Source organism: Paenibacillus sp. JJ-223, assembly GCF_927798175.1.
GTDB lineage: Bacteria > Bacillota > Bacilli > Paenibacillales > Paenibacillaceae > Paenibacillus > Paenibacillus hubeiensis.
In genome coordinates, this window is sequence record NZ_CAKMMP010000025.1 from 48,495 (window position 1) to 66,433 (window position 17,939).

At 48.6% G+C, this 17,939-nt stretch carries 20 protein-coding genes, 1 rRNA gene and 1 riboswitch; of the genes, 2 read left to right on the forward strand and 19 right to left on the reverse strand.

The features are described 5' to 3' along the window. Positions 1-86 precede the first annotated feature (86 nt). From yabG to L6H98_RS29860, 6 genes are all read right to left on the reverse strand, one after another. Entirely contained in the window at positions 87-980 is an 894-nt protein-coding gene (gene yabG, locus L6H98_RS29835; protein ID WP_236421366.1) for a sporulation peptidase YabG, read from the reverse strand. 91 nt (positions 981-1,071) lie between these two features. Continuing rightward, positions 1,072-1,968, reverse strand: coding sequence for a 16S rRNA (adenine(1518)-N(6)/adenine(1519)-N(6))-dimethyltransferase RsmA (gene rsmA / locus L6H98_RS29840; RefSeq protein WP_236421345.1), 897 nt, complete (start codon positions 1,966-1,968; stop codon positions 1,072-1,074). Positions 1,969-1,973: 5 nt separating this feature from the next. Next, positions 1,974-2,519: a ribonuclease M5 gene (gene rnmV / locus L6H98_RS29845; RefSeq protein WP_236421346.1), complete on the reverse strand. Its 546-nt coding sequence runs from the start codon at positions 2,517-2,519 to the stop codon at positions 1,974-1,976. Positions 2,520-2,669: 150 nt separating this feature from the next. Beyond that, positions 2,670-3,857, reverse strand: coding sequence for a 3D domain-containing protein (locus L6H98_RS29850; RefSeq protein WP_236421347.1), 1,188 nt, complete (start codon positions 3,855-3,857; stop codon positions 2,670-2,672). Positions 3,858-4,124: 267 nt separating this feature from the next. Continuing rightward, positions 4,125-4,377: riboswitch (cyclic di-AMP (ydaO/yuaA leader) on the reverse strand. 240 nt (positions 4,378-4,617) lie between these two features. Next, a complete protein-coding gene (locus tag L6H98_RS29855; protein ID WP_236421348.1) occupies positions 4,618-5,388 on the reverse strand; it encodes a TatD family hydrolase in 771 nt (256 codons plus the stop codon). Positions 5,389-5,511: 123 nt separating this feature from the next. Continuing rightward, positions 5,512-6,789, reverse strand: coding sequence for an HD domain-containing protein (locus tag L6H98_RS29860; protein ID WP_236421349.1), 1,278 nt, complete (start codon positions 6,787-6,789; stop codon positions 5,512-5,514). 358 nt (positions 6,790-7,147) lie between these two features. Between L6H98_RS29860 and L6H98_RS29865 the strand changes: the two genes are divergently transcribed. Next, the gene (locus tag L6H98_RS29865) at positions 7,148-7,402 is read left to right on the forward strand and encodes an AbrB/MazE/SpoVT family DNA-binding domain-containing protein (protein WP_024633700.1); all 255 of its coding nucleotides are present in this window, start codon (positions 7,148-7,150) and stop codon (positions 7,400-7,402) included. 281 nt (positions 7,403-7,683) lie between these two features. On the opposite strand, the gene rsmI is transcribed toward L6H98_RS29865, so the two are convergent. From rsmI to L6H98_RS29915, 10 genes are all read right to left on the reverse strand, one after another. Then, positions 7,684-8,565, reverse strand: coding sequence for a 16S rRNA (cytidine(1402)-2'-O)-methyltransferase (rsmI, locus tag L6H98_RS29870; protein WP_236421350.1), 882 nt, complete (start codon positions 8,563-8,565; stop codon positions 7,684-7,686). After that, a complete protein-coding gene (locus L6H98_RS29875) occupies positions 8,566-9,354 on the reverse strand; it encodes a tRNA1(Val) (adenine(37)-N6)-methyltransferase (RefSeq protein WP_236421351.1) in 789 nt (262 codons plus the stop codon). It abuts the gene before it with no gap. A 75-nt stretch (positions 9,355-9,429) separates the two neighbouring features. Then, complete coding sequence (gene yabA, locus L6H98_RS29880; RefSeq protein ID WP_236421352.1) at positions 9,430-9,798, reverse strand: DNA replication initiation control protein YabA; 369 nt, start codon at positions 9,796-9,798, stop codon at positions 9,430-9,432. A 29-nt stretch (positions 9,799-9,827) separates the two neighbouring features. Continuing rightward, positions 9,828-10,628, reverse strand: coding sequence for a stage 0 sporulation family protein (locus L6H98_RS29885; protein ID WP_236421353.1), 801 nt, complete (start codon positions 10,626-10,628; stop codon positions 9,828-9,830). A gap of 83 nt (positions 10,629-10,711) precedes the next feature. After that, positions 10,712-11,683 (reverse strand): DNA polymerase III subunit delta', encoded by a 972-nt coding sequence (gene holB, locus L6H98_RS29890; protein ID WP_236421354.1) that lies wholly within the window; start codon positions 11,681-11,683, stop codon positions 10,712-10,714. A gap of 9 nt (positions 11,684-11,692) precedes the next feature. After that, positions 11,693-12,136 (reverse strand): YaaR family protein, encoded by a 444-nt coding sequence (locus tag L6H98_RS29895; protein WP_236421355.1) that lies wholly within the window; start codon positions 12,134-12,136, stop codon positions 11,693-11,695. Between the two features lie 392 nt (positions 12,137-12,528). Continuing rightward, on the reverse strand, positions 12,529-12,858 hold the full coding sequence (locus L6H98_RS29900; RefSeq protein WP_236421356.1) for a cyclic-di-AMP receptor: 330 nt from the start codon (positions 12,856-12,858) through the stop codon (positions 12,529-12,531). Positions 12,859-12,935: 77 nt separating this feature from the next. Further along, positions 12,936-13,565, reverse strand: a complete 630-nt coding sequence (gene tmk, locus L6H98_RS29905) for a dTMP kinase (protein WP_236421357.1) — start codon at positions 13,563-13,565, stop codon at positions 12,936-12,938. Positions 13,566-13,811: 246 nt separating this feature from the next. Further along, positions 13,812-15,461, reverse strand: coding sequence for an aminotransferase class I/II-fold pyridoxal phosphate-dependent enzyme (locus tag L6H98_RS29910; protein WP_236421358.1), 1,650 nt, complete (start codon positions 15,459-15,461; stop codon positions 13,812-13,814). Positions 15,462-15,627: 166 nt separating this feature from the next. Next, a complete protein-coding gene (locus tag L6H98_RS29915) occupies positions 15,628-15,813 on the reverse strand; it encodes a sigma factor G inhibitor Gin (protein ID WP_236421359.1) in 186 nt (61 codons plus the stop codon). A 399-nt stretch (positions 15,814-16,212) separates the two neighbouring features. Between L6H98_RS29915 and L6H98_RS29920 the strand changes: the two genes are divergently transcribed. Continuing rightward, positions 16,213-16,737, forward strand: coding sequence for a hypothetical protein (locus tag L6H98_RS29920; RefSeq protein ID WP_236421360.1), 525 nt, complete (start codon positions 16,213-16,215; stop codon positions 16,735-16,737). A gap of 59 nt (positions 16,738-16,796) precedes the next feature. Here L6H98_RS29920 and L6H98_RS29925 read toward each other — a convergent pair whose 3' ends face one another. The 3 genes from L6H98_RS29925 to rrf all read right to left on the reverse strand — a co-directional run. Continuing rightward, positions 16,797-17,117 carry a hypothetical protein gene (locus tag L6H98_RS29925; RefSeq protein ID WP_236421361.1) on the reverse strand — a complete coding sequence of 107 codons (321 nt, stop codon included), beginning with the start codon at positions 17,115-17,117 and terminating at the stop codon, positions 16,797-16,799. Positions 17,118-17,194: 77 nt separating this feature from the next. Next, on the reverse strand, positions 17,195-17,632 hold the full coding sequence (locus L6H98_RS29930; protein ID WP_236421362.1) for a hypothetical protein: 438 nt from the start codon (positions 17,630-17,632) through the stop codon (positions 17,195-17,197). A gap of 211 nt (positions 17,633-17,843) precedes the next feature. Continuing rightward, positions 17,844-17,939 (reverse strand): 5S ribosomal RNA (gene rrf, locus L6H98_RS29935); the annotation flags it as partial.

Genomic DNA, 17,939 nt, shown 5'->3' on the forward strand with positions numbered 1-17,939 from the left:
AATATTATATCAACCTGTAAAAGCAGTTGTCAATGAATTTTTTTGCAACAAAAAAAGCCCCTGTTTGGGACTTCCTCTGCCCACCCTTACACAACCGATGGATTGACTTTGAGCGTAGATAAATCGTTGAGCCCCGGCAAACCGACGCGGTAGCTGCCTCGGGTTTCCACACCGCCAACTCCCTGGCTGCCACTAATGGTATTGTGCAGAATATCATTCATGTTCACCGTTTCCCTTACCGAAGTAAATGCTGCCTTTGAAGCCACGTATACGGGATCAAGGGCATGAATGAGTATACGGCCCGGCGAGCTGGCGAAGTTCGCCCCTGCCCGCAATAAAGCTTCAAAATGGGACTGGCAGGCTCCCGCTACGATGGTGAGTGCATCCAAGTGGCGTTCGTACTGGCGTGCGACCTGGATGGCAGACACGAAGTTTTGGGAGTTTTTGTAGCTCGAAAGACTATACAGGTCATAGGGCTGACGGGACTTCAGCACTCCATCATGCCCCGTGATCACGACAATGTCGGGACGCACTTGGGGTAAAAGGTGGTACAAGGTATCGGCCATTGCCGATTCATGCACATAATGGCCCTCGGCCGGCACGCGGAGCTGTTCGTACAGATTCATGCTTTTTTTCAGATAATTGGGGTCGCCGTCCAGATGCAGCACCTTACCCGGCATTTCAAAGTAGGCGGGCTCTTGGGCAGACCACTCCTGAAGCAGGCCTTCCCGGTTTCGTTCAGCCTGGTCCATCCGATTTTGCTGCAGACGCGTGAGCGTCTGGTGTGCTTTCACATGTGCGCGTCTCGATTTGTCACTCTGCGCCTCTTGAGTCACCTGTATCAAATCGTCTAGCGGAGAATCGGCCAGCAACCGGAATTCGGTTCCCTTGATGATCGCTTTATCCAGTTGAAGGACCTCTACCCGAAAAGTTACGTCTCCGCCATATGATCTTCGAACGACCAGATCTCCGACATTCATCAACATCATCACCTCTACCCCATCGTATGGGCAGGAACCCGGATTGGTTCATCCAAACCGAAAATGTGAAGAACGAACGGGGCTGGGAGCCTTAATCGCGAATGCCTGCTTCCCACATAACGGTACTAAGCGCTGCGTATTCCTGAAGGCTGAGTGTCTCTCCCCGTCTGGAAGGCTGAATTCCCGCCTGTTCAAGCAATTGATCGGCTTGTTCCCTATTTTCCTTGGTGAAAAATCTGGCTTTGAGATTGTTCGATATCGTTTTTCTCCGCTGCGCAAAAGCAGCCTGAACCACTTCGAAAAAGAATGCTTCGTCCGGAACCCGAACAGGAGGCTCATCGCGGACCTTCAGCCGGATGACAGCCGATTCGACATTCGGCTGCGGAATAAAGACAGTATGCGGCACGATGCAAACCAGCTCCGGTTCGCTGTAGTATTGAACCGCAATGCTAAGGCTGCCGTAGTCCTTGGAGCCCGGAGCAGCCGCCATGCGCTCTGCCACTTCCTTTTGAATCATGACCACGATGCGATCTACCGGCAATTTCTCCTCGAGCAGCTTCATCATGATGGGTGTGGTCACGTAATAAGGCAGGTTGGCCACCACGCTTACCTTGTCCACCGAACCAAAATCATTGCGGAACAGCTCCGCCAGATCCAGTTTCAGCACATCTCCATGCTGCACTCTTACGTTGGAATACGGCTCCATAACCTCGTCCAGAATCGGCAGCAGCCGCTGGTCGATCTCTACGGCTGTTACAGTCCCCGCTACGCGAGCCAGGCGTTCTGTCAATGCCCCAATGCCGGGACCGATCTCCAATGCACCCTTGGACTCGTCCAGATCGGCAGCGTCTACGATTTTATTCAAAATATTCTGATCGATCAGAAAATTTTGGCCCAGACTTTTTTTGAAGGAAAATCCGTGTCGAGCGATAATTTCCTTCGTGCGTTTGGGTGTAGCAATTTCCAACCGTTCTTCCATGCCCTTCATGCTCCTCACATTCCTTCACGTTCAATTTTTGCCAGAGCGGCCAGGAACTCCTCCCGGGTAATCTGGAACACGCCCAGCCGCTTGTGAAACTGCTTGCCGTTGCAATAGCCGATACCCAGCAGATTGCCCATCTGCATCCGGCGTTCGGAAGCCCTGGGATGAATGATCAATCCCGCCTCGATCAGATCTTCCCAGTCAATCAGGCTAGGAACCCCTTCATACGATGTATGAACGCGGGACAACGCCAGACGGATCGCCTCCGGCGAAGCATTCTCCACGCCAATATCGCCCTTGCGGGTAGCATCCGCTTCCGGAATGAACGCATGCTTGCAGCCTGGCACCTTATTCGCAATAATTTTGCGAATGCGCTCTCCGGCATGGTCCGGGTCGGTCAGCACGATGACTCCCCGTCTCTCCTGGGCAAGCGCAATGCGACTCAGGATGCGATCATTGATGGCGGATCCTCCCGTTTCTATCGTGTCGGCTTCCACCGCCCGCCGAATCGCTACCGTATCGTCACGGCCTTCCACCACGATCACTTCTTTTATCATGTTCGATTTCTCCCTTTCTAACGCAAAAAGAAGAGGAGGACCCTCTTCTCTGGCAAACGACGTGAAAAGCATTTGCTCCCACTGCCGCATATTCCGCATGATTCAATCATGCACTATTTTATAGCATTCCCTATTTAAAGTAAAACGATTTTAGTTCAGTTCCGGCTTCACCGGACCGATGACATATACCGTCTTGCCTTTCTTTCTTCCGAAGTTCAGGGCATGCTTCACGCTATCATAATAAACATCGATTTTGTTTCCTTTGATTGCCCCTCCCGTATCCTCTGCGCGACGGAAGCCGAGGCCTTCGATGTAAACCCACCAACCGATCGGAATCACTTTCGGATCCACGGCAATGGTGCGTCCTTCGGTTACCTTCGTACCGGAAGCCGTTTTGGTTCCGATTCCCGGTTCTTCGGCGGAGTACGCCGTCATGGTTACGTTTTTGAGGACTTTGGAATATTTGAACGTCGTGCCCGAAACCGTGATGACCTTGCTGCCCGAAGCAGACTTTTTGGTCGAGCTTGCCGTTGTAGCCGATTTAGTTTTCGAAGTTTGGGCCGATACGGTTTGAACCACAGGCTCTTCCTTGACAACCGGTTTTGCTTTGGTTCCCACCGCAATGACTTTATCCACGCGATTCGTAGTCACCGTCTTGCCGACCATTTTTTTGGAGACCAATTCTCCATCCTGAAATACCTTTTCGATATGCTGCACCAATGTGCCTTCCTTGCCATTCACGATGACTCGATTGTCACCCTTGTACAGGCTCGGGTCAGCCGTTTTGACCACTTTATATGCGATCGGCTGTTCAACGTCGACTGTACGCTTTGTTACCCGCACTACGCGAATTTTCATATCTTTCTTGATCGAAGTATCCAAGGCTGGATAGATTTTGTCTTCATTCCCTACGGTGATGCCCGCCTTTTGAATGGCTTCTTCCACCGATGCATCCGTTGTATACAGAGTCTTGGTGTCTCCGTCTGCCGTAACATTAACTGGAACAGCACGCTCGATGACGATGCGATCGCCATCCGTAATGGACCCGTTCAATGGCATGGATACCTCATCGTGAGGCCCTACCGTGATGGATTGCTCATCCAGCAATTCCTGAAGCAATCCTGTACGAGTCTCAACCTCTTGAGATTTGCCGTCAATCACCAGTGATATTTGTTTTCCGGCCTGACCATAAACGACTAACAAGATCATGATTGTAAGTGCGATTGAGAAAATAGCGATCAACGCAATTTGACGCAAGTTCTCATGCTTCCACCTCAACGCGTAAGACTTACTGGATGATCGTGACTCATGGGTCTCCTCTGGTTGGAATGCGCCCACTTCTCCGTCCTCCTTCATAGCCCCGCCGTCTAAAGTAATGCATGATGTCTTTGACGCGACTATACCGAAATTTTCTACAGAACGGGTCAAAACAACAACCGGTTCTGCACCATGAACCCTTCTTCGCAACATGAGATCAGTCATCCTAAAAAGAACTCTATGATGACCGCATTTCTTTTATTCAAAAACAAAAAAGCCAAAGAAAGAGCTAAGAGGACTCTTTCGTGGCTTCCGAATGATTTTGAATATCGGAAATTCATGCACGAGATTACCTCTCTTTTTCCGCTTGCGAGGTTAGCTGTCGGGTTCGGACGAAAGAGAGCCGCCCTATCTCCGGTCACCCGCTCATGGCGGATACCCTTGAATTCACCCCGAGACCCAAAGAAGAAATCAAATACGGCTTCGCAGTCCATCCGCTGCTTTTGGGTCAGCGAATGACGCGGATCGGGAAATTTCACCGATATTCAAGCCCTATTGGTTCCCCCGCTCTCCGTGTTCGGAGACTCAGCGAGACTGGTTCATGAAAGTAAACGCTGCGTTCAAGGAAGAGTCCCTTTTGCTATCCCCCGAACATCTGTCCTTTTTCCACGCAACAATTCACTGAAAAGATGATATCCTGTTTCGATGCATGTTGTAAAGCAGCATTCAACTACGTTTTTCTAAATATTTGGTTAAAATATTGTAATAAACTTCGTTTATTTGGATCAAAAAGCAAATTCACTCCGTCTAGCTCGTTTTTTCACCTGAATTACTCCGATTTTCAACGAATCCCAAAACGTCCCATGGCATTTTTGTTTGTAATTGCCGCAATTTCCTCGACCGATACACCCTTGATTTCGGCAGCTGCCTCAGCCACGAGGCGAACGTGAGCTGTCTCGTTTCTCTTTCCTCGAAATGGATGAGGAGTAAGATAAGGGGAGTCGGTTTCGATATAAAACCGGTCCATCGGCACCTTGGCGAGTACCTCTTTTGGCTGCTTGGCATTTTTAAACGTGATCGGTCCACCGAAGGAAAGGTCAAAGTTCAGATCCAGACAAAGTTTTGCCGTTTCCCAGCTCCCCGAAAACGAATGCATCACACCGCCGACCTCTGACGCCTTCTCTTCACGCAAAATTCTCACAATGTCTTCATGCGCGTCCCGGTTATGAATGACAATAGGCATCTTCAGCTCGCGAGCCAATCCGATCTGCTGGCGAAGAACGCGATGCTGAACATCCTTGGGGGAGGTGTCCCAATAGTAGTCAAGCCCGATCTCGCCAATGGCTACGACTTTTTCGTGTTTGCACAAATCAGCGATCCATTCCAGGTCGCCCTCCTGCATGGTGATGGCATCTTGGGGATGCCATCCGACCGCGGCGTAGATAAACTCGTACGTTTCGGCAAGCTTCATGGTGGATGGAATAGTTTCCCGATTAAAACCGACATTAATCATGCGTCCGACGCCAGCGTCGACAGCACGTTGAATGACCTCCTCCCTATCCTCGTCGAATTGCGGCGCATCCAGGTGCGTGTGAGTGTCGAATAACATCATGGTTACATCTCCTTCTCCTTAATGGTCTGTCCGGAAAAAAATAATGAATTACAAAATTATGTCGATCTACATTTACTCTCCATTAAAGCAGATTACTGTATCATAAAAAAAATAAGTGCAGCTTCAAGAAAAATAACGGCGTATATGGGCTGGAAGATGGTGAAGAACGGCATCCACTTTATCCTGCGGATAATACAGATGATGCTTTCCACGCTGTATGCCGCTAATCGAACGCACAATATCGGATACCTCGGATAATTCATGCAATTTATCTTGGCGATCCAGCAGCAAAATCTGTTTCTCCGTCGATTCGTCCGGACGAAACACATCATACGGAAGATCGGTTGGAAAATCAATTTCGACATCGTACTCGGGCTCCAGTCCCACTTCGGCGAAGGCCTTCCGAATGTCATCCATCAACGCTACGTCATGCTGTTCAATCTCTACGTATTTGTACAACCTGCGATCCATGAAGCGTTCGCACAGTTCTCGAAGAATGGCATCGTTCTCCTTACGCCATTGCATAAAGGCGGTCTGGATGAGCGCTTCATCCAATTGCAAATACTCCTTGACCGAGAGCGATCCCTCAAACAGCTGCGGCAGGGGATCCAGCATGAAACGGAAGTTAAACTTCTGCTTCATCAGTTGTTTGGCCCGTTTGAATATTTGCCTAAGAATGATTTCAGAGCTTCGTGTTACCGGATGGAAATAGATCTGCCAGTACATCTGATAACGGGACATCAGGTAATCTTCCACCGCATGCATGCCCGACTCCTTGACGACGATTCTGCCATGGTAGGGCCTCAACATTCGCAAAATTCGATCAAGGTCGATCGTCCCATAATTTACGCCTGTAAAATAGGCGTCGCGCAGCAAATAATCCATTCGGTCCGCATCCAGAGGGCTTGTGATCAAATTGACCACAATAGGTTTGTCGTATGTTTTCTGAATCACGGAAGCGACTTTCTCCGGAAAGTCGGAAGCATACCTTCTCAGAATCGCCCCCACTTCGGTATCGCCAAGAATAATACGACAGGTCCAATCTTCATGATGCATATCGAATGCCTCTTCAATGGAATGGGAAAATGGACCGTGCCCCAGATCATGCAGCAATGCTGCACAAAGGGCCACAATCTTTTCTTCTTTTGGCCAATCCGGATAATGGCTTCGTTCAAACTGCGAGATGATTTTGCGCGTAATCTCGTATACGCCAAGCGAGTGGGAAAACCGGCTATGTTCCGCACCATGAAACGTGAGATAGGATGTCCCTAACTGACGGATGCGACGCAGCCGTTGGAACTCGGGCGTGTTGATCAATTGCCAAATGATTGGATCTTGCACATGAATGTAATTATGTACGGGATCTTTAAACACCTTTTCTTCCGTCAAGCGCTGCTCCATGTTAACTCACTCCTTTAAGATGATTTCCTGATCTAAGTCTACGATACGTTTGTTACTGCAGTTTATTGGATTTTGGCGAAAAGCACATCAACCATTCGACAAACAATGACGAATTATGTCGAATACAGTGATTTTGTCGTCTTCCAAATCGACAAAGCCGAACTTCGTGTCTATTTGCGAAAAAACTGCCCCAATCCCTTGCCCACCGTTACCTTATCAAAAATAACCTTAATTTTAAGCAAATTTTAAGGTTGACTGTTTTGGGAATCGTTGGTATGATGATTATCATAAAACATAAAATAATGTCGAATAATGACACTGAACTACTGATAGTTAGTTGAGAGGAGCACTGATTATAATGATGAAATCAACAGGTATTGTAAGAAAAGTAGACGAACTGGGACGGGTAGTTATTCCAATCGAATTGCGTCGTACTCTGGGTATCGGCGAGAAAGATGCTCTTGAAATTTACGTTGATGGCGAACGCATCATGCTGAAAAAATATGAGCCAGCATGCATCTTCTGCGGAAATGCCGAAAACGTGACATACTTCAAAGGTAAAATTGTTTGCAACGAATGTATTTCTGAAATCCCTGCACCTGTGACAAAATAAGAAAGATCAGGTATAATGGACTTATAACATTGTTAATTCTAACCTTTTTATATTCCTTGGTTGCCTTCCCGATGTGAACCCCATCGTTGGAAGGTCTTTTTTTTTGGAGCTGCCCAAACCGCTCGATCCTGTCTTAGGGCATTACCCCGTAATCATCAAAGGAAACGATGAAAAAATTTTTTTTCGTCGCTTCCTTTTTTCATATTTCTTTAATATTACATTAAGGTTGAAAGTCATCCATTTTAAGGATATGTTCTCCTTTTTCAGGAACATGCAAACCATTATACCAAAGCATTGTATACCTCGCGTTTCGATAAGCCTCGGTCCGTCGCCGTTTTTTTCATCGCGTCTTTCCGGTTGAATCCTTCTGATTCATAATGGCTGACGTGTTCCTCCAAGGACATTTGCTGCCACCATGCTTCTCGCTCCGCCTTGCGCTCTTCCTCCCGAATGCCCTCCACCAGAAGGCAGTACTCGCCAAGCGGAGGGTGCTCATCCAGCCATTCCATGCACTCGCTAATACTTCCCCTCGCAAATTCCTCATGCCGTTTCGTCAGTTCACGTGCAAGCACAACCGAACGATCGCCGAGCAGCTCTTCCAGGACGGATAACGTTTTGCGTATACGGTGCGGCGATTCATAGAACAACAACGTTCCATTGGATTCATTGAACCCTTCCAGCACTTTGCGCATGTCCTTTTTCTCTCGCGGGAGGAATCCGCCAAAAGTAAAGCGTTCCGTCGATAGTCCTGACACCATGAGCGCCGACAACGCGGCATTGGGGCCCGGGATGGGAACAACGCTAATTCCGGCTTCAAGAGCCAGCTTGACCAGGTCGGAACCAGGGTCGGAAATGGCCGGCAAACCGGCATCGCTAACCAGCGCCAAATTTTTTCCTTCTATTATATAGCGTATCAGTTCAGGCCCGCTGGCCACCTTATTGTGCTCATGATAGCTGAACAGCATGGATGGCGTAATTTCGAAATGGGTCAACAATTTTCGCGTTTGCCTCGTGTCCTCTGCTGCAATAATGTCGCAGCTCTGAAGTGTCTTGATCGCACGGAAGGTCATGTCATCCAAATTACCGATCGGAGTTCCAACCAAATACAATTTGCCGTAATGCTCCGGTTGGTCGGCAAAACTCTTTTGAACGTGCAGCGTCATTTACTCTCCTCCTTCCTGCCCAAGTTTCGAATTCGTGGAGCCATAGTAAATCTCCATAACTTCATCACAGTATGCCCCCTCTTCATTATAAACAATGAGCGGCGGCAGCATCCTTACTTCAGGCTTGCCTCCCTTGTGTGCCTCGATCAATACCATATTGGCTTCAAGATGGGCGCGTGGATGTACCAAACGGATCCGTTTCGGTTCAAGCCGGTACTGCCTCATGAGCGATATTATTTCAGCAAGCCGCTGTGGTCGATGTACCATGAACACCTTGCCTCCATGACGAACCAAACGGGTACACGCCTGAATGACCTCCTCCAACGTACATCCCAATTCATGTCTTGCCATGGCCTGATGTACATTGACCTTGATGTCGCTTCCGTTTAAGGGCATGTAAGGAGGGTTCACGGTAATCGCATCATAGACATCATGCCCGGTTTGTTTCACCCAATCGCGCAGATCTCCCTCGTGGATTGTAATGATGTCTTCCAGACCATTCAACTGCACGCTGCGTCTGGCCATATCGGCCAACCTCGGCTGAATTTCGATTCCCTCTAGTCGGGCCTGCGTTCGCGTCGATAATAGAATCGGGACGACTCCATTTCCGGTGCACAGATCCAGGACTCGCCCATACTTGGGTACAGCCGCAAATCGTGCCAATAGAACTGCATCCATGGAAAAACTGAAAACTTCATCGCTTTGTATAATGTTCAGATCATGCGTCAACAGATCGTCAAGCCGTTCAGACTCGTATAGTGGCACTGAATTCACCTTCGTCAATTGCATTCATCCTCCGGTATACTATCCTTCAATGTTTCCAACCTTGAAAAAAAACCGTAGGGGCTCTTCCCTACGGTCACATCATTTATTAAGAAAAGACAGGCAGAACAGACAATCGCCTTCCGTTCGCAAATGGCCATAATAGACATTGCAGATATGGAACCCTTCGTGATACAGCCGAGCCAAATTGTCGTATCCTTCGCCCACCACGTCTTCGCCCGGATCGGGGCCAGCAGGCCTCGCTACCGGAGCGAGTGCGGAGGACACAGGCAACTCTGCCGGCGTTTCACGTTTCAACAGTTTGCGTAACTGCTCATTCTCAATGGTAAGCCGCTGATTATCTTCCAGCAGCTCCTTAACAATCATTTTTAACTCTCCCAAATCACTGTGCAATTGACCCAATTGGGTTTCCATCTCATGAATATGCGTAAACAGATTTTTCTTTTCCAAGTTTCCACCCCGAAGCAACCTATAATGGTTTACTTGATAACGACGTCATCCAGCGGAAGTTCTTTGACTTTACTGATCTCGAACAGTTGAACATGCACCGTACGATTGCCTGCGTTAATGGCGACCACTTTCCCTTCACCCAAGGAGGTGATAACCAGCTTGCCAACGGCCGGTAGTTCTTCCTTTACGCTTTCGTAATTATCATGCTCGAATTTCAGACAGCACATGAGCCTTCCGCACAACCCGGAAATTTTCGTCGGATTCAGTGACAAGCTCTGATCCTTGGCCATCTTGATGGATACCGGCTCGAAGTCTCCCAGCCAGGAGGAACAGCATAACACGCGGCCGCAGGGACCAATACCGCCAAGCATTTTGGCTTCATCCCGAACACCGATCTGCCGCAGCTCGATCCGCGTACGGAAAATGCTGGCCAAATCCTTCACCAGCTCCCGGAAATCCACCCTTCCTTCAGCCGTAAAATAAAAAATGATCTTGTTGCGATCAAACGTAAACTCTACATCGACCAGCTTCATTTTGAGTCCATGGTCTCTGATTTTATTTAAACAAGTACCGAATGCTTCCTTGGCTGCACGCTTGTTTTCGTCAACAACCCGGGCATCAGTCTCCCCGGCTACGCGAATGACTTTTTTAAGCGGCAACACTACATCGGACTCGCTTACTTCTTTCTTGCCAACAACAACCTTACCGTACTCAACCCCCCGCGCTGTCTCCACGATAACGCAGTTTTCTTTTTCAATGGGAAGGTCCAGGGGATCGAAGTAATAAATTTTGCCCGCTTTTTTGAAACGGACACCCACTACACTATACAAAAAATTAACCCCCTCGTAAGCCAACCCCACTTCGTCTGAAGCCCTGTATTCTTATGGCAATTCCGCCGAAGTGATCACAAGTCTTATGCCAGACCAATCAAAAATTGCTCCAGACAAAGCTGGCCATTGACATTGAAACGCAATTTTTTCCTGCATGCCGCGGCCAAATCCATATAGGAGACCCACTGCTCTGTGCTTCGGGTATGTGCCAATTGAGACAGCATGTCCAACTGATCTATAAAAACGATATGTTCATGCCTACCAACCTGGACATACAGCATATCCCTGAACCAAATATGGAACAGGCTGAACAGCATGTCCAAATGCTCAGAGAGTCCTGTTTTAAAAATTTTCTGCTGCGCAGATATCAGTGATGTACTGCCTCTGCCCAGGGACTCCTTCCCTAATTGTAACATTACGTTTCTAATTTCTGCAAACCAATTCTGCTGGAGGATTTCTCTACATCCTTCCAGTCCCGAAGCCAGGTGAACGGCAGTACGAGCCAGATTTCCAGTATATCCTTCCAGCGTTAACGCTTGCAGCATTTCCTCAGGATGGAGTGCATTAAAAGGCACGAGCTGTGCGCGTGAACGAATGGTCGGGAGCATGGCCTGGCCATTGTCGGTAATCAGAATGCCTACCGCCGGAACCTGGGGCTCCTCCAAAAACTTCAGCAAGCTGTTTGCAGCCTGCACCGTCATTTTTTCGGCCTGTTCAATAATATATACTTTCGGGTGTTCTGCCTCTGATCGATATGAAAACATCCGTTGCAGATCCCGGATCTGATCGATCTTAATGGTGCTTCCATCCGGTGCAATCATCGTTAGGTCCGGATGGTTACCGTGCTCTACTTTACGGCATTCAAGACAATGTCCGCATGCATCATCCTCTAGCTCCGTGCAGAAAATAGCCTTGGCAAACGTAACCGCAGTCTGCAATTGGCCACTGCCCGTCGGGCCGCTAAACAGATATGCATGGCTTATGGCCTGTCGTCTCAAACTGCTCTGTAACATTTGCTTGGCCGCCTGCTGGCCCATAATTTGTTGAAAGGACATGTTTCCTCCTCAGAAGCTTAAATTAATAAGCATTCCCCGAATTTCCCCAACCTGCTGTAATAGCGTAATCTTGCCTTCTTCCGTTTCCAACAGCTCATCCGCCATAGCGAGTAACGCAGAATCGACCTCATCAATTAGTTTATACCGCTTGCCTCTTCCCCGGCGATCCCATCCACGCGTTTCCTTCATCGCTACGCCGCGGCGCACCGTCTCCTCCAGGAATCGCTTAACCATAGTTTTGTACGCCTTCAGTTCACGGATGGTCATAGAGCGGGCAAGCCTCTCACCCTGCATCTGAATCTCGCTTAATCTGCGATTCAATTCGGCCTGAGAAGCACGCTCGCCCTGATGCTGCATCATATCGGAAAAGCTTTTAGACTGAATCGGCTTGGATCCGGTATCGGCCGAACTGATCCCGCTCTGCATCGGCCTGAAGCCAGGATTGATTTTCATAAAACGCCCGCCTTCTGTTATAGTAGGTGATCGACCATCAGCACAGTACGCGCTGCGCCTGTGCATGGAAGAAAACCCTTTTTCGATTTCTGACGTTCAATACACTATATATAATGGTAGAAAAGAGTTCGTCGTACAACATCGAGCCGTCATCGTTCTCCAGCCAAAAGATACCCGCTGAACACTGGCCGATCAGGTTTGTTCATTTTGGACGGAGAACGAAGTCACCTAAGGTGCTAACGGCACTAGACACATTTATATTTCATGGCCCATATCCATCATAACACAAACGTATGTCTAAATTACTCTCAGGGAAGCCAGACCGCGCGTAGCAGAAGGTTTAAATGCCATATCGGGTACTGTTCCGCCGAGGTATATATGTTCTGATCCGATTAAAAATGTTCGAAGCGGTCTACCGGGAGAACAAATACAGTGGCCCCTCCCACTTGCACTTCCACAGGCAGCGGCAGGTACGAATCGGTTGTACCGCTCATTGGAGTGACCGGAGTCACGAGCTGTTCACGAACCTTACAGCTGCTGCGAATGACGTTCATTACATTCTCAACCTGACCGTCGTCAACACCGATCATAAACGTGGTGTTTCCGGCCTTCAGAAATCCACCGGTACTGGCCAGTTTGGTTGCCCGAAAGTTTGCTTTTACCAATGCACTGGACAATCGGTTGCTGTCTTTATCCTGTATAATCGCAACAATCAGTTTCATCCTGCATTACCTCCTTCAGAATTGGCATTTCGGAAATGCCTTGCCTAATATATTTGACAATTACTCGCCAAACTCCTTCAATATCCCTCGTCCAGCGACAAAATCATCGCCTTTGCGACCTCATCAGGTGTGCCCGATGCGTCAATAATGCGAATGCGTTCCGGAAATTGTTTTTTCAAGAGCAGGTACCCTTCCCGCACTTTGTGATGAAATTCGAGACTCTCCAGATCGAGGCGATTGACTTCGCGTCCCTGATGGGCATTAATTCGCCCCAGACCGACTTCTGGCTCGATATCCAAATAAAACGTAATGTCAGGCATCAGATCGCCGATGGCAAATCGATTGATGGTCCATACGTTATCCATGCCCAATCCGCGGGCGTAGCCTTGATAAACCAGGCTGCTATCGACAAAACGGTCACACACCACCGTCTTTCCTGCAGCAAGCGCAGGCTCCACCTTTTCAGCGAGATGTTGGCTTCTTGCGGCTGCATACAGCAGCGCTTCTGTTCGTGCATCCATTGCCGTATGAAGAGGATTAAGGATGATTTCTCTAATCTTTTCCGCGATTTCGATTCCTCCCGGTTCCCGTGTCACTATATACGGAGTACCCTTTTCACGAAAATAAGAATCCAAGCTGGCGATCATCGTCGTTTTCCCGGAGCCCTCTCCTCCTTCCAACGTAATGAATTGACCTCTGCCCTGCATATACTTCCCTGCTTTCTATATCGTTGATTGCGTCGGTTCTTGTTGATTCGGCGACTGTTCATTGGCATGGGATGCGGTCTCTTGCTCCACATTATGAATCCATGCGCCCAGAGGTGTATGATCAGGCCCACTCATTGTTTCATGGGCATGTACAAATCACTGTTTCTCACATAATACTATACATGATCAAGCCCATGTGGTCAGCTATATGCAGATTTTTCATTCGATGGACCAAGCGTCCCATGCTCAGTGAACCCCGTCTTTTTTGATTTTCAAAGTTTGCAATCGGGGATCGTAAGCACCGTGGAATTTAGCCCCTTCCTGGCTCAGAAGCTTTAAGCGCGCTGCCATGGCAGAAGTGATCCGTTCGCCAGGATAAACCAAAGGAATTCCGGGTGGATAAGGAGTAATCATCTCTGAAGATATGTGCCCAACGCTTTCCTCAATCGATACAGAAGACATGTCCCCTTCAAGAACAGGTTGCAGCGAAAAAGGAACCGGATCCGAAAAAGGCTTGGCATTTTCTAAATTGTTCCACGTGGAAATATAAGTCATCCCTACCCCTGAATCAGGCTGCGGCAATAATTCTTGCCCCGGGCGGTTGGCCTGATCGATTTCATCCAAAGCCCGAAGCAGGTGCTCCGCATCCTGCATCGTCGATCCAAGGCTGAAAAGCAAGACGACGTATCGCTCGTCGCTCATCTCAGGCACGCAGCCGCGGGCTTCCAGCTGCTGCTGCAGCCTGTAGCCGCTCAGTACCCCTGCGCCGTCATGAATGACGGCCTTGAACGGGTCCTGAGCGGTATATCCTGCAGCGCACGGCTGTGCCGGCTGCAGGAGCCGAAAGCGCGGCAGCTCCGCAAGGCCGCGCCTGAAGGCTTCCACGGCGGCAATTCCCGCCGTGAAGGCTTCTGCGCCGTGCACATGCAGGTGCCGGCGCGCCAGATCGAGCGAAGCCATCAACGGGTAGGATGGGCTTGAGCTCTGCACCATGGCCAGGCGCTGCCGCAGCAGGGACCGGTTGATGCGCGGTCCCTGGACATGCAGCATGGCCCCCATGGTGAAGGCCGACAGCATCTTATGCGTCGACTGAACCACCCCGTCTGCTCCGCAGGACAGGGCGGACTTCGGCAGCTGCGGATGCTGGCCGTAATGGGCGCCATGCGCCTCATCCACCAGCAGCGGCATGCCTGCTGCATGGCAAACCTCGGCAAGGGGCGTCAGATCGCTGCCCATGCCGTAATAATTCGGCGACGTGACGAGTACTCCCTTTGCCTCAGGATACGCTTGGACAGCAGCCTGGACCGTCTCTACCGACGGTAGGACCGCAAGTCCACTTGCAGCATCGACCCATGGCTCAAGAAATACCGCTTTCGCCCCCGCCAGCATCAAACCGTGAATCACGGACTTGTGCACGTTCCGCTGCACCAAAACGACACTCCCCGGTTCATTGCAAATCGTCAGCAGCAGCGACAGATTGCCAACCGTACTGCCGCCTACAAGAAAGAAGCTCTCCTCCGCTCCATAACAGTCTGCCGCGAGCTGCTGCGCCTCCAAAATGACACCCTCCGGGTGGTGGAGGTCGTCTGTGCCGGTGATTTCTGTTACGTCCATACGCATCATATCCATAAACGCCATATCAGGCGTACCGGAAGATCGGAGAGAGTGGTGATCCATTTCACCTTTAACCGTCTTCTGCCCCACGAATTCGGAGGAGACCGCCGCGCCAGATGGAATGGCATCCTCTACTCTTACACCTTCTCCCTCCGTTTTCGTTGGCATTCTACGATATGCTTGTCCATTTTTATGACCCGGGACATGGTAGGAACGGTTGCCTGATTCCCGGTAAGCCAGCAATGCCTCATATAGTGGTGCATGATGCGATCTATCGTTCATAAGTTACCCTTCCTGAACATTTAGAAATGAAATATCAAAATCAATATTATTATATCAGCTTATCTCCGATACCAAGCATTTGCGGACTCCCATTTCGGATTTCAACAGAAAAAGGCCTCACAGGGCCTTCCGTCTATGTTTGTCTCACATATATACGGCGATCATATTATGCGTTCTTTTGTACCCAAATCTGCTTCATCTGATGGATAAAGAAAGGATACTTGGCATCTTGTGCATCGGTATGAACCATTTCAGACTCGCAAGCGTCGCATATGAATTCGGATACGATAAATATGCCTTCTCTTTTTTTCTCTTCACAAATAATGCAGACGTGTTCGGCGCGTTCTTCCATCAACCATCCCACCTTATTTACGTTTACTATCAGTATGGCACACTTTCTATTATTTTAAACCTTTTCATAGTGCTTTCTTGATTCAAAATATATATATTCGCCCATTTGCCGTCGGGTGTCTGTACCGAAAAAAACAACCGAGCCTTATCGAAAACTAATCTTCGTTAACCTTAAAAAATCACCGAATCGCCGCCGATATATATATTACATCGCAAATTCTTCAAACCTGACAGCGAAAGTAACTCGGGATATGCTGCTTATGCCTCTCCTTCAATTTGACCAAAACCTGTCGCAGTCAGGATTGCCATGCTGCATTATTACATAACCACTCACGGATCACCATCATGTACGACTCACACTTTTTAATCAAACGTATTCACAAGGAGGATTTGAACACGTATGTTTCCCGAACCGGAGAATAAAGCAACATTCTACCAATACCGGCTTCTGAAAAAAAAGAATATCCCCCGCAGCGTCGTTAACAGCTATTTATGTTTGCCTGTCGTCATGCTTCTGTTTAACTTGCTTGCCTTCCCTTGGACATCACTTTTCTTTTTTGTCCTGGCTGGCCCCCTAACGGTTTGGATCCACTATGTTATCGCCAGAACTATACTTCTCAGCCTGGGTTCATCGTATGTAAAACGCTGGCAGTGGAGTTTCCAGATGCCCTGGTTTGGCTATATTCCCAGCCAGCATTTTAGTTACCGCATGTTTGCCAGAGTCCACCTCAATCTGAGTTGGATTGGTCTCTGTATCATCACCATTTGTTTAATCTGGTCACCATTGTCCTTTACGATCTCGTTAATCTTTTGGCATCTATGGTTGTTAGTACCGCGCCTTTACGTCTTGGCCGCACTCTCCCGCCAGCGAAAAGACGGGCTCATCAAGTTGAACCCGCAGGATGTATCTTATTATCTGCAATGAAATGGTTATTCATTTCGCTTCGACCCTCGCAATTCAAAGTTGATGCTGTACCAAAGAGGTTATCCACAGTGGATAACCTCTTTGGCTTTTCTCGCTTTTCTTTTATCCACAAAGAACGTAAGCATATTAATACCAAACTTATCCCCAGAGTGCAGCACCGACTCCTCCTCGCAGTTCGAACATGCATTGATGAGATAGGCGATCCACTTCGACTGACCAGCATACATGCATGCTTGCTTGCGATGAAACAGCATCCCTGCTTCTGCACCACACCCTATCATATACATGTCGCTGGTTGGATGCCTTTGCTTCAGCTGTTCACGCATATAGTGGTTGGTAGATAACGTTCTCTTTCCCACGACGAAAAAGCCCTGATTCATTAATCAGGGCCTCTTATCTCATATACAATCACCGATACCTACTTAACCTTCTCTGGTCAAGCAATCCTCGTACACGGTCAGTCTTCGTCATCATCCATGGACTTTACCTTGGCTGCGGTTGCATCCGTTCTAGGCACCATTAGCGTAAAGAATCCATCATGCACGGCTAAATGAACAAGATGTCCATCCTTCGCAAACACACGGGTTGAACTTGAGTTCTCACTTGTATTGCTGGAGGCTTCTTCCGTCCATCCCCAACTTTTGATTTCATCCAAATAAACCTCTGGCAAGCTGGTCTTTTCGCTGATTCCGGAAATCGTATATCGAACATAATCCATGTCGGAACGGTTTTCGAATTGCTCGCTTTTATTGGCCACTTTCGGAACCGGGAAGCTCTTTTCGTTCACCGCACCCTCATAGGAGTTCCAAGCGACAGAATCTTCACCGCAGCCAGCTAGCACAATCACCAAGCTTAATAAACAAGAATACAGCACTAGTCTGCGCCAACTAAACATGCACACCCTCCTTTTCACAGCTGCACATTCCAGCTCTCGGGTCAGGTACTTTTAGCATAATAAACATAGTCCTATTATACTGGTTTTGTCTGCGCTTTCCGTAACAAAACTGTTACCTTCCTTTTGTAAATCCATTTCAAAAAGGAAACAGATTTCGATAGTATAAATACAAAATAAAAACCACCGCCGATTACATCGGCAGTGGTTCTTCGCTTGGCGGCTTCCTACTCTCCCAGGACCCTGCGGTCCAAGTACCATCGGCGCTAGAGGGCTTAACGGTCGTGTTCGGGATGGGAACGTGTGGAAC

Excerpts from the sequence above, each read along its gene's own strand:
- yabG (WP_236421366.1), bottom strand. The coding sequence starts at position 980 with ATGAATGTCGGAGATCTGGTCGTTCGAAGATCATATGGCGGAGACGTA.
- rsmA (WP_236421345.1), bottom strand. The coding sequence starts at position 1,968 with ATGAAGGGCATGGAAGAACGGTTGGAAATTGCTACACCCAAACGCACG.
- rnmV (WP_236421346.1), bottom strand. The coding sequence starts at position 2,519 with ATGATAAAAGAAGTGATCGTGGTGGAAGGCCGTGACGATACGGTAGCG.
- L6H98_RS29855 (WP_236421348.1), bottom strand. The coding sequence starts at position 5,388 with ATGATGTTATTCGACACTCACACGCACCTGGATGCGCCGCAATTCGAC.
- L6H98_RS29860 (WP_236421349.1), bottom strand. The coding sequence starts at position 6,789 with ATGGAGCAGCGCTTGACGGAAGAAAAGGTGTTTAAAGATCCCGTACAT.
- L6H98_RS29865 (WP_024633700.1), top strand. The coding sequence starts at position 7,148 with ATGATGAAATCAACAGGTATTGTAAGAAAAGTAGACGAACTGGGACGG.
- rsmI (WP_236421350.1), bottom strand. The coding sequence starts at position 8,565 with ATGACGCTGCACGTTCAAAAGAGTTTTGCCGACCAACCGGAGCATTAC.
- L6H98_RS29875 (WP_236421351.1), bottom strand. The coding sequence starts at position 9,354 with ATGCAATTGACGAAGGTGAATTCAGTGCCACTATACGAGTCTGAACGG.
- holB (WP_236421354.1), bottom strand. The coding sequence starts at position 11,683 with ATGTCCTTTCAACAAATTATGGGCCAGCAGGCGGCCAAGCAAATGTTA.
- L6H98_RS29895 (WP_236421355.1), bottom strand. The coding sequence starts at position 12,136 with ATGAAAATCAATCCTGGCTTCAGGCCGATGCAGAGCGGGATCAGTTCG.
- L6H98_RS29900 (WP_236421356.1), bottom strand. The coding sequence starts at position 12,858 with ATGAAACTGATTGTTGCGATTATACAGGATAAAGACAGCAACCGATTG.
- tmk (WP_236421357.1), bottom strand. The coding sequence starts at position 13,565 with ATGCAGGGCAGAGGTCAATTCATTACGTTGGAAGGAGGAGAGGGCTCC.
- L6H98_RS29910 (WP_236421358.1), bottom strand. The coding sequence starts at position 15,461 with ATGAACGATAGATCGCATCATGCACCACTATATGAGGCATTGCTGGCT.
- L6H98_RS29915 (WP_236421359.1), bottom strand. The coding sequence starts at position 15,813 with ATGGAAGAACGCGCCGAACACGTCTGCATTATTTGTGAAGAGAAAAAA.
- L6H98_RS29920 (WP_236421360.1), top strand. The coding sequence starts at position 16,213 with ATGTTTCCCGAACCGGAGAATAAAGCAACATTCTACCAATACCGGCTT.
- L6H98_RS29925 (WP_236421361.1), bottom strand. The coding sequence starts at position 17,117 with ATGAATCAGGGCTTTTTCGTCGTGGGAAAGAGAACGTTATCTACCAAC.
- L6H98_RS29930 (WP_236421362.1), bottom strand. The coding sequence starts at position 17,632 with ATGTTTAGTTGGCGCAGACTAGTGCTGTATTCTTGTTTATTAAGCTTG.